5 protein-coding genes, 1 tRNA gene and 1 rRNA gene are annotated in these 11528 nt (G+C 69.0%); 2 read left to right on the plus strand and 5 right to left on the minus strand.

Annotated features, from left to right (window positions below):
• Positions 1–48: 48 nt before the first annotated feature.
• Together ACWDZ7_RS20630 and ACWDZ7_RS20635 are read right to left on the minus strand one after the other, a co-directional pair.
• Entirely contained in the window at positions 49–732 is a 684-nt protein-coding gene (locus ACWDZ7_RS20630; RefSeq protein ID WP_451798704.1) for a response regulator, read from the minus strand.
• Positions 733–976: 244 nt separating this feature from the next.
• Positions 977–6484 (minus strand): HAMP domain-containing protein, encoded by a 5508-nt coding sequence (locus tag ACWDZ7_RS20635; protein ID WP_451798705.1) that lies wholly within the window; start codon positions 6482–6484, stop codon positions 977–979.
• A 335-nt stretch (positions 6485–6819) separates the two neighbouring features.
• Here ACWDZ7_RS20635 and ACWDZ7_RS20640 point away from each other — a divergent pair, with 335 nt between their 5' ends.
• Positions 6820–9441: a SpoIIE family protein phosphatase gene (locus ACWDZ7_RS20640; protein WP_451798721.1), complete on the plus strand. Its 2622-nt coding sequence runs from the start codon at positions 6820–6822 to the stop codon at positions 9439–9441.
• 94 nt (positions 9442–9535) lie between these two features.
• Here ACWDZ7_RS20640 and ACWDZ7_RS20645 read toward each other — a convergent pair.
• A tRNA-Thr gene (locus tag ACWDZ7_RS20645) sits at positions 9536–9608 on the minus strand.
• Between the two features lie 117 nt (positions 9609–9725).
• Between ACWDZ7_RS20645 and ACWDZ7_RS20650 the strand changes: the two genes are divergently transcribed.
• Positions 9726–10643 (plus strand): alpha/beta hydrolase family esterase, encoded by a 918-nt coding sequence (locus ACWDZ7_RS20650; RefSeq protein WP_451798707.1) that lies wholly within the window; start codon positions 9726–9728, stop codon positions 10641–10643.
• Between the two features lie 17 nt (positions 10644–10660).
• Here ACWDZ7_RS20650 and ACWDZ7_RS20655 read toward each other — a convergent pair whose 3' ends face one another.
• Both ACWDZ7_RS20655 and rrf read right to left on the minus strand, forming a co-directional pair.
• Positions 10661–11323: a DegT/DnrJ/EryC1/StrS family aminotransferase gene (locus ACWDZ7_RS20655; RefSeq protein ID WP_451798723.1), complete on the minus strand. Its 663-nt coding sequence runs from the start codon at positions 11321–11323 to the stop codon at positions 10661–10663.
• Between the two features lie 114 nt (positions 11324–11437).
• A 5S ribosomal RNA gene (gene rrf, locus ACWDZ7_RS20660) occupies positions 11438–11528 on the minus strand; the annotation flags it as partial.

Consider the following 11528-nt stretch of genomic DNA (forward strand, 5'->3'; position numbering starts at 1 on the left):
ACGGTGAACTGACGGGAACTCACCGGGTCCGCGGGGCGACGTACCGCGTCAGTTCTGCGAGGGGACCGATGTGGCGCCGGTGCCGGTGCCCGGTTCCAGGGCGTCAAGAGCCCGCCGCAGACCCGTGAGTTTGCGTTCGAGATGGGCGGCGGTGGCGACCGCCGCGGCGTCCGCCGACTCGTCGTCCAGCTGCTTGGAGAGCGCCTCGGCCTGCTCCTCGACGGCCGCGAGCCGCGCCGACAGCTCGGCGAGCAGGCCCGCCGGCTCCTTCGGGTCGCCCGCCGCGGACTTGCCGCCGCCTTCGAGCTGGAGACGCAGCAGGGCCGCCTGCTCCCGCAGTTGGCAGTTCTTCATGTACAGCTCGACGAACACCGAGACCTTCGCGCGCAGCACCCACGGGTCGAACGGCTTGCTGATGTAGTCCACCGCACCCGCCGCGTAGCCGCGGAAGGTGTGATGCGGCCCGTGGTTGATGGCGGTGAGGAAGATGATCGGGATGTCCCGGGTCCGCTCCCGCCGCTTGATGTGCGCGGCGGTTTCGAAACCGTCCATTCCTGGCATCTGGACGTCCAGCAGAATGACCGCGAAGTCGTCCGTGAGTAGTGCTTTGAGCGCTTCCTCCCCGGAAGATGCCCGCACCAGTGTCTGATCGAGCGCAGAGAGGATGGCCTCCAGCGCCAGCAGATTCTCCGGCCGGTCATCGACCAGGAGGATCTTGGCCTTCTGCACCATGGCCCGCCCTCCTCGCCCCGGCGGTACACCGGGCGCCGCCCCAGAGGACGACTCCCTTGCGCCGCCCGTCCTTGTGCCGGTCATGGTAGCCGCACCCCGCCTGTCGCCACACCCTGTCACCGCGATGTCACTGTGCACGTAGCAGAAACGCGGTGGGAGACCAGAAGGTTCCCCGAATACCGCCGTTCTACACGACCTCGGCCACACTCTGTCAGCAACTCCGTGTGACGAAGCCGGTTCTCGGTCACTGACCGCGCATCCACTGTTCCATCACCGACAACAGGTGATCCGGATCGACCGGCTTCGTGACGTAGTCGGAAGCTCCGGAGTCGATCGCCTTCTCCCGGTCGCCCTTCATCGCCTTCGCCGTGAGCGCGATGATCGGGAGCCCGGCGAACTGCGGCATCCTGCGGATCGCCGTCGTCGTCGCGTACCCGTCCATCTCCGGCATCATGATGTCCATCAGAACGACCGTCACGTCGTCGTGCTGCTCCAGGACCTCGATGCCCTCGCGGCCGTTCTCGGCGTACAGCACCGAGAGGCCGTGCTGCTCCAGGACGCTGGTGAGCGCGAAGACGTTGCGGATGTCGTCGTCGACGATCAGGACCTTCTCGCCCTCGAAGTGGAAGCCGGGCCGCTCGGCGCGCGCCTGTGGCCCCGTGGCGAGCCACTGCTCCTGCGGCCGCTGGTCCTGGGTGCCGCCCGCCGGCTGCCCCGGCATGACGGGCGGCTGCTCCGGCGTGGGCACCGCGCGACGGCGGCGCCGGAAGAGCGCCGCGGGGCCTGTCGGCACATCCTGGCGCACCACGGTGTGCTCGACCGGCGCCGTGGCCCCGGCCGGCGCCGACGCGCTCTCCGGGGCGGGCAGCTCCGCCACGGACGGCGCGGGCGCGAGCTGCGCGTAGCCCTGGGGAGGCAGTTCGCTCGGGTGCAGCGGCAAATAGAGCGTGAAGGTCGAGCCGCGGCCCGGTTCGCTCTGGGCGTGGATCTCACCGCCGAGCAGCCGCGCGATCTCCCGGCTGATGGACAGGCCGAGGCCCGTGCCCCCGTACTTCCGGCTGGTCGTGCCGTCGGCCTGCTTGAAGGCCTCGAAGATGACCCGCATCTTGCTGGCCGCGATGCCGATGCCGGTGTCCGTCACCGAGAAGGCGATCAGGTCGGCGCCCGCGTCCCGCAGTGAGCCGGCCTCCAGGAGCTGCTCGCGGATCGCGTTGGGCACGTCGTTGTTGGCGTGCCGGATCACCAGCTCGACCGCTCCGGAGTCGGTGAACTTCACCGCGTTGGACAGGAGGTTGCGCAGCACCTGGAGCAGGCGCTGCTCGTCCGTGTGCAGCGTCGCGGGCAGCTCCGGGGACACGCGTACGGAGAAGTCGAGTCCCTTCTCCGCGGTCAGCGGGCGGAAAGTGGCCTCTACGTAGTCGACGAGTTGGACCAGGGCGATGCGCGTCGGGGAGACGTCCATCTTGCCCGCCTCGACCTTCGACAGGTCGAGGATGTCGTTGATGAGCTGGAGCAGGTCCGAGCCCGCGCCATGGATCGTCTCGGCGAACTCCACCTGCTTCGGGGTGAGGTTCGAGTCGGCGTTGTCGGCGAGCAACTTGGCGAGGATCAGCAGGGAGTTGAGCGGTGTGCGCAGCTCGTGCGACATGTTCGCCAGGAACTCGGACTTGTAGCGCATCGAGACCGCGAGCTGCTCGGCGCGCTCCTCCAGGACCTGCCTGGCCTCCTCGATCTCGGTGTTCTTGACCTCGATGTCGCGGTTCTGCTGGGCCAGCAGCTCGGCCTTCTCCTCCAGCTCCGCGTTGGAGTCCTGGAGCGCCTTCTGCCGGTTCTCCAACTCGGCCGAACGTTCCCGCAGTTGTTCGGTCAGTTCCTGCGACTGCTTGAGCAGCACCTCGGTCTTCGTGTTGACGCTGATGGTGTTGACGCTCGTCGCGATCATCTCGGCGATCTGGCTGAGGAAGTCCTTCTGGATCTGCGTGAACGGCTGGAACGCGGCCAGTTCGATCACGCCGAGCACGGTCCCTTCGAAGAGCACCGGAAGCACGATGACCTGCGCGGGCGGCGCCTCGCCGAGGCCGGACGCGATCCGCAGATAGCCGGAGGGCGCGTTCTCCACGAGGATCGTGCGCCGCTCCTTGGCGGCCGTGCCGATCAGCGTCTCGCCGGGCCTGAAGGACGTCGGCATGGACCCCATGGAGTAGCCGTAACTGCCGAGCATGCGCAGCTCGTACGCGTCCTCGTGATCGCCTCCGAGATCCTTGCCGTCGTCCGTGGGCATCGCCAGGAAGAACGCGCCGTGCTGCGCGGAGACGACCGGCGTCAGCTCGCTCATGATCAGCGACGCGACGTCCTCCAGGTCGCGGCGGCCCTGCATCAGGCCGGAGATCCGCGCGAGGTTGCCCTTGAGCCAGTCCTGTTCCTTGTTGGCGAGGGTCGTGTCGCGGAGGTTCGCGATCATCGTGTTGATGTTGTCCTGAAGGACCTGGATCTCGCCCGCCGCGTCGACCTCGATCTTGAGGTTGAGGTCACCACGGGTCACCGCGGTGGCGACCTTCGCGATGGCGCGCACCTGGCGGGTGAGGTTTCCGGCCATCTCGTTCACGGATTCGGTGAGGTCGCGCCACGTTCCGTCGACGTCACGCACGCGTGCCTGACCGCCCAGCTGGCCTTCCGTGCCCACCTCGCGGGCGACCCGCGTGACCTGCTCGGCGAAGGACGACAGCTGGTCGACCATCGTATTGATGGTGGTCTTGAGCTCCAGGATCTCGCCCCGGGCGTCGATGTCGATCTTCTTGGTCAGATCGCCCTTGGCGATCGCGGTGGTCACCATCGCGATGTTGCGGACCTGTCCGGTCAGGTTGGACGCCATCGAGTTCACGGACTCGGTGAGGTCCTTCCACGTACCGGAGACGCCCGGCACGCGCGCCTGGCCGCCCAGGATGCCGTCCGTGCCCACCTCTCGGGCCACACGCGTGACCTCGTCGGCGAACGAACTCAGCGTCGTCACCATGGTGTTCACCGTGTCGGCGAGCTGCGCGACCTCGCCGCGCGCCTCGACCGTGACCTTCTTGGTGAGGTCGCCGTTGGCGACCGCCGCCGAGACCTGGGAGATGTTCCGCACCTGGCTGGTCAGGTTGTTGGCCATCAGGTTGACGTTGTCGCTCAGATCCTTCCAGATGCCGGTGACGCCCGGCACGCGTGCCTGGCCGCCCAGCTGGCCCTCCGTGCCCACCTCGCGGGCCACGCGCGTGACCTGCTCGGCGAACGAGGAGAGCTGGTCGACCATGGTGTTCACCGTCGTGACGAGTTCGAGGATCTCGCCCTTCGCGTCGACGGTGATCTTCTTGGAGAGGTCGCCCATGGCGACGGCCGTGGTGACCTCGGCGATGTTCCGCACCTGGAGGGTGAGGTTGTTCGCCATGCCGTTCACGGACTGCGTGAGGTCCTTCCAGGTGCCCGAGACGCCCTGGACCTCCGCCTGGCCGCCGAGGATGCCGTCGGTGCCCACCTCGCGGGAGACCCGCGTGACCTGCTCCGCGAAGGCCGACAGCTGGTCGACCATCGTGTTCAGGGTGTTCTTCAGCTCCAGGATCTCGCCGCGCGCGTCCACGTCGATCTTCTGGGACAGATCACCGCGGGCCACCGCCGTCGCGACCTGCGCGATGTTGCGCACCTGCGCGGTGAGGTTGCCCGCCATGCCGTTCACGGAGTCCGTCAGATCGCGCCACACACCGGCGACGCCGGGCACCTGCGCCTGGCCGCCCAGGCGTCCCTCGGTGCCCACCTCGCGGGCCACCCGGGTCACCTGGTCGGCGAAGGCCGAGAGCTGGTCGACCATCGTATTGATGGTGTTCTTCAGCTCCAGGATCTCGCCGCGCGCGTCGACCTCGATCTTCTGGGACAGATCGCCGCGGGCCACCGCCGTGGTGACCTGCGCGATCTGACGCACCTGCGACGTCAGGTTCCCCGCCATGAAGTTGACGGAGTCGGTCAGGTCCTTCCAGGTGCCGCTGACGCCGTCCACACGCGCCTGCCCGCCGAGGCGCCCCTCCGTGCCCACGTCCCGCGCCATCCGCGTGACCTGATCGGCGAAGGACGACAGCTGGTCCACCATCGTGTTCACGGTGTTCTTCAGCTGGAGCATCTCGCCGGACACGTCGACGGTGACCTTCTGCGACAGATCGCCGTTCGCCACCGCCGTCGTCACCTGCGCGATGTTGCGCACCTGCCCGGTGAGGTTGCGGAAGGCGGTGTTCACCGAGTCGGTGAGGTCCTTCCACGTGCCCGCCGCGCCCTGCACCTGCGCCTGGCCGCCTAGCTCACCCTCGACGCCGATCTCACGCGCCACACGCGTGACTTCCGAACCGAAGGCGGAGAGCTGGTCCACCATCGTGTTGACGGTGTTCTTCAACTCGAGCATCTCGCCCGCGACATCGACGGTGACCTTCTGCGACAGATCGCCGTTCGCCACCGCCGTCGTCACCTGCGCGATGTCCCGCACCTGTGTCGTGAGGTTCCGGAAGACCGTGTTGACCGAGTCCGTGAGGTCCTTCCAGGTCCCCGCGGCGCCCGGCACATTGGCCTGACCGCCGAGCTGCCCCTCCGCGCCGACCTCGTTGGCCACGCGCGTGACCTCGTCCGCGAACGTGCGCAGCGTCTCGGTCATCTGGTTGATCGTCTCGGCGAGCTGGGCGACCTCGCCGCGCGCGCTCACCGTGACCTTCCGCGACAGATCACCGTTCGCGACCGCGGTCGTCACCTCCGCGATCCCCCGGACCTGGGCGGTGAGGTTGCCCGCCATGAGGTTCACGGAGTCGGTGAGGTCCTTCCACACCCCCGCCACGCCGGGCACCTGCGCCTGGCCCCCGAGCTCGCCCTCCGTGCCGACCTCGCGGGCGACGCGGGTCACCTCGGAGGAGAACGAGGACAGCTGGTCCACCATCGTGTTGACGGTGTTCTTCAGCTCCAGCATCTCGCCCGCGACATGAACCGTGACCTTCCGGGACAAGTCACCCTTCGCCACGGCCGTCGTCACCAGTGCGATGTCCCGCACCTGCGCCGTCAGGCGGTACGCCATCGTGTTGACCGAGTCCGTGAGATCCTTCCACGAACCGGACATTCCGCGCACCCTGGCCTGCCCGCCCAGCTTGCCCTCGGTGCCGACCTCGCTGGCCACGCGCGTGACCTCGTCGGTGAAGGTGGAGAGCTGGTCGACGAGGTTGTTGACCGTCCGCCCGACCTTGAGGAACTCCCCACGCAGCGGATGGCCGTTCCCGTCCACCCCCTGCGCCCGCAGCTCCATGCGCTGCTCCAGGTCGCCCTCCGCCACCGCGGAGAGGACACGGCCGACCTCGGAGACGGGACGTACAAGATCATCGACCAGGGCGTTCGACGCCTCGATCGCGGCCGCCCACGAGCCCTCGCTCGCTCCGCCCTCCAGCCGTTCCGTGAGTTTTCCCTCACGTCCGACCATGCGCCGTACCCGCGAAAGCTCACCCGTCAGGTGCAGATTCCGGTCGGCGACCTCATTGAAGACCGCGGCGATCTGCGACATGACGTCGTCACCGGAGACCGTGAGCCTCTTACGGAAGTTGCCGTCCCGCATCGCCGCCAGCGCCGCGAGCAGCCGATTCAGGGCCGCCGCGTCCACGGAGGCGGTCGCCCCATTGCGCGGTTTGCGCTGTTTGTTCAGGGACTGTCCGTCTTTCGCGCGCGTGTCAGTGCCCCGCGTCGCTGCGCCAGACTCCACTGTGTCCCTCCCGCAAGGGTTGACCTACTGCTTGAGCTGCCCGGGCTGTCTCCATGAAGCTTGCCCAGTGTTTCACCATGGCCGAACCAGGCCATAACAGTTCGGCAGCTTCGCACACCGTCCGCACACCCTCCGGGCGGAAACACTGACGACCGGCATCAGCATGGACGGCGAAGGTAAGTAACCTTGCATCCGGCTGTCCAACCACCCCGGTCCTGCCCGGCCAGGGCGGTGGTACACGAACAAGCGGGCATCGGAGGGGCGGCCGCACCATGAGTTCGCGAGAACTGGGCGTCGACACGGTCGACATCGTCGATACTCGTACGAGGAGTGCTGTGATCACCGCGCGTGCGGCTGCCACCTTCGAGCCCGTCGGCCGTTCCGTCGCGACGGCCCGCTCTTTCGTGCGCGACACCCTCCAGGGCTGGGGGTTCTCGGACATCGTCGACGACGCCGTCGTCCTCACCAGCGAGCTGGTGACCAACGCCGTGGTGCACGCAGGCACGGCCGCCGACGTCCTCTGCCTGCGCAGCGACGACGCCGTACGCATCGAGGTCTCCGACCGCTATCCGGAGCGCGAGATCCCGCTCCAGCAGTCCTCGATCAACATGGGCAGCCCCGACCGCGAAGGCGGCCGCGGCCTCCAGCTCTGCGCCGCGCTCGCCACCCGCTGGGGCGTCGACTACACCCCCACGCACAAACAGGTCTGGTTCCAACTGGACCTCCCCCACCGCCCGGTGGGCACCCGCACCGCGGGCCCCGCGCTCCCGGCCGACCTCCTGCCCGTCGCCGACGGCAGGATCCGCGTCGCCGTCATCCAGATCGACCGCGTGGGCGCCATCTCCGCCTGGAACGAAGACGCGGAGGAACTCTTCGGGTACGCCGCCGAGCAGGTCGCCGGCAAGCCGCTGAACGACCTGGCGGCCTGGCCCCACACCCCCGGCACCAGCACCGGCATCGCCGAGGCCCTCCAACTCTCCCGCTGGGAAGGCAGCTACGGCATCCGCGGCTCCCACGGCCGCGTCATCCCCGTCTACGCCTCGCACCTGCGCGTCCGCGACACCGGCGGCGAGCCGTCCACGGTCTGCCTTCTCGTACGCGATGACGAGCGCGCCGTGCTGCAGACCCCGCTGCGCGGCGCGACACCCGAGCAGGCCACGCTCAGCGAGCCGAACGCCACGGACCCCTTCGAGGTCTTCATCGGCTCCCCCGCCCCCGAGGACCTCGACGGCCTGCTCCAGCGCACCGTCGAGCGCGCCCGCGACATGCTCGACGGCGACGCGGCCTTCCTGCTCCTGGCCACCGACGACGAGACCGAGCTGGAGGTCCGCGCCTCCACGGGCCTGCCGTCGGCCCGCCAGCGCTTCGCCCGCGTCCCCGTCGAGGCGGGCCCGGGAAGGTACGGCTCGGCCCGCATGCCGGCCGTCCACGAGGACCTCACCGTCGTCCCCGGCGCCGTCCCGCTCCTCAGCGGCACGGGCATGCGCTCCGTCGTCACGGTCCCCCTCAAGGTCGAGGGCCGCCTCACCGGCTCCCTCGGCGTCGCCGCGGAGGCCCCCGACCGGTACTCGAACGAAGAGGCGCTGCGCCTGCAGTTCGCCGCCGACCGCATCGCCCTCGCCGTGGAGTCCGCGCGCCTCGGCGAGCTGGAAAGGCTCCGCCGCGGCTCGCTCTCCTTCCTCGTCGAGGCCTCCGACCTCCTCGCGGGCACCCTCGACCGCGACCAGACCCTGGCCCTCATGGCCCAGATGACGGTCCCGACGCTCGCGACCTGGTGCGCCGTCTACACCATCGCCGACCAGTCCGCCGAGCCCTACCTCTCGTACGTCCTGCACGAGGACGAGGAGCGCATCGACGGCCTGAAGGCCCTCCTCTCCAAGATCGCCCCGCCGGACCCGGTCCCCACCCCGGGCGCCCGCGTCTGGGCCGCCCCCTCGGAGGCCGCGCACCAGGCGGCCCTGCGCACCTCCATGCGCAGCCTGGGCCTCGGCGAGCCCATGACCCTCGGCTCGGGCATCGGTACGACGCTCTCCACGGCGTCCGCGGTGGGCGGCGAGACCGTCGTCCTCCCCCTGGTCGCCCGCAACCGCGTCATCGGCATGCTCACGCTGGGTAAGCCCTCGGACGAGCACTTCCGTCAAGAGATCCTGGAATTGGCCGAAGATCTATCCCGCCGAGCGGCCCTGGCGCTGGACAACTCCCGCCTCTACTCCGAGCGCATGGCCATCAGCCAGTCCCTCCAGCGCAGCCTGCTGCCGCCCGGCCTCCCCCAGATCCCGGGCGTCGAGGTCGACGTCATCTACCGCGCGGCCGGCGAGGGCAACGAGGTCGGCGGCGACTTCTACGACCTCTTCCCCATCCGCGACGGCGCGTACGGCTTCGCCATCGGCGACGTCTGCGGCACGGGCCCGGAGGCCGCCGCCGTCACGGGCCTGGCCCGGCACGCCCTGCGCCTGCTCGCCCGCGAGGGCTTCGGCGGCCCCGCGGTCCTGGAGCGCCTGAACGCCGCGATCCTCGACGAAGGGGCCCGCAGCCGCTTCCTGACGCTCCTCTACGGCGAGTTGTGGCCCCAGGAGGACGGCTCCGCGGTCCTGAAGATCGTCTGCGCCGGCCACCCGCTGCCGCTCCGCCTGCGCCAGGACGGCACGGTCGAGCCGTACGCGGAACCGCAGCCGCTGCTCGGCGTCATGGACGACCTCGAACTGTACGAGCAGACGATGACCCTCGACCCCGGCGACGTCCTGCTCTGCGTGACCGACGGCGTCACCGAGCGCCGCGAGGGCACCCGCATGCTCGGCGACGACGGCCTCGCGGAGGTTCTGACGACCTGTACGGGCCTGACGGCCGGCGCGGTGGCCGCCCGCATCATGCGCGCGGTGGAGCGCTTCGCCTCTGACGCCCCGTCCGACGACATGGCCATTCTCGCGATGCGTGTCCCGGGCCTGCAGAAGGACTGAGCGCACCGGGGCACCTCAGGGTGCCCCGGGCGACACCACACCCATGAACCCGATGAAGGCCCCCGCCCAACCGGGCGGAGGCCTTCAATAGTTGAGCCCCCAAGCGGAATCGAACCGCTGACCTTCTCCTTACCATGGAGACGCTCTACCGACTGAGCTATAGGGGCCTGCTGCCCTTCGCGGTTCCCCGCGCGGCAACGGAATAGATCATACCTGAGTTTTTAGTCCCCTCCGAACCGCCCATTCCTCTGGACCGCCCGTCCCGGCACTGCCACTCTGCGCGCATGCCGACCCGACGCGCCACGCATCCGCGGTCCGCCTCGGCCCTGGCCGCCGCCCTGCTCCTGCCGCTCGTGGCCTGCGGATCCGAGGACGACAGAGGCACCGCGGACCCGAAGCCCACAAAGAAGCCGGCAGCCACGGAGATCCCGCGCCCCGGGAGCCAGAAGGTCACTCTCTCCTGGAAGGGCGAGAAGCGCGTCTATACCGTCCACGCCCCTCCCGGATACTCCCGCTCCGAGCAGCTGCCCCTCGTCATCGCCATGCACCCCTATCCGGCCGACGGCAAAGCCATGGCCGCGATCAGCGGCCTGAACGCCAAAGCCGACGAGGAGAATTTCCTCGTCGCCTACCCCGACGGTCTCAACCAAGGCTTCAACGCCCTCATCTGCTGCGGCAGCGAGGACGACGTCGGATTCATCCGTACGCTGACCAAAAGGCTGACCGGCACCTGGAACGCCGATCCGGCCCGCGTCTACGCGACGGGTATCTCCAACGGCGGCGACATGTCGTACAAGCTCGCCGTCGAACTCCCCGGCATCTTCGCGGCCATCGCCCCGATCAGCGGCGGCTATCTCGGCACCGACGCGGAGAAGACCTCGTACATGCCGAAGACCCCGGTCTCGGTGATCACCTTCATAGGTGGCCTCGACGAGCACTACGCCGGCATGGACGCGGGCATCGACGCCTGGCAGAAGCGCCTCTCCTGCAAGCCGAGCGAGCCCCAGAAAATGAGGAAGAAGATCAAGAGGACGGCCGCGAAGTGCCGCGACGGTTCGGACGTGGTCGTCTATCGGCTGCCCGAAATGGGCCACTCCTGGCCGGACGGCGCGGGCGGCGGCATGTCCGACCCGGAAGCCGGCGTCAACGCGACCGACCTGATGTGGGATTTCTTCAAGTCCCACACCAGAAAGGCTTCCTGACACGGACGCACGTATTCCTAGAAGGCGGGCTGGAGAAGCCCACCCAGCGCGTTGCAGGCGGAGACGACGCGCTGGAGGTCACGCCGCGACATCGACGCGTCGACCGGCAGGGCCAGCGTCTCGTCCGCGGCCCGCTCGGTCTCGGGCAGACGCACGTCCCTGCGGAACCGCGGCAGCCGGTGCACGGGCGTCTTCACGGGCACCCAGCAGTTGACTCCCTTGGCCCGTACGGCGCGTGCGAACGCGTCCCGGTCCGGCCGCCCGTTCCCGGGCACACGCACCACGTACTGCTGATAGCTGTGCCCCTCGCCGCCGTCCGGCGTCCTGACTCCGCTGAGCCGGCCACTGAGGTACGCGGCATGCGCCCGCCGCCGCTGAGAGCCCTCGTGCGGGGCCTCCGACTCGCCCCGCTCCAGGACGAGAAGCCCCTGCCGCTGCCCTATGTCGCGAAGTCGTCGTACGTCGGCCTGATTCCCGAAGCGGTGCACGACGATGACGGCGGCCGTGCGCGGGGTGACCGCGGCGGCGACGGCGTCAGGGTCGAGGCAGTACGTCATCGGCTCTATGTCGGCGAAGACCGGCAGCGCTCCCGCGAGGACCACGGCCTCGGCGACCTCGGCGTTCCCGTAGGCGGGCACGACGACCTCGTCACCGGTACCGACACCAGCGGCGCGCAACATTCCAACTGTCCCCATGTCTGCGGATGTTGGCCGCACAACGTGAACGGCAAGTGACGGAAAACAAAAAAGAGCTGGTCCCTGAACCGAAGTTCAGGGACCAGCTCTTCAAGATTAGTTCGGCGGCGTCCTACTCTCCCACAGGGTCCCCCCTGCAGTACCATCGGCGCTATGAGGCTTAGCTTCCGGGTTCGGAATGTAACCGGGC

The sequence above is a fragment of the Streptomyces sp. NPDC003032 genome, from assembly GCF_053591415.1.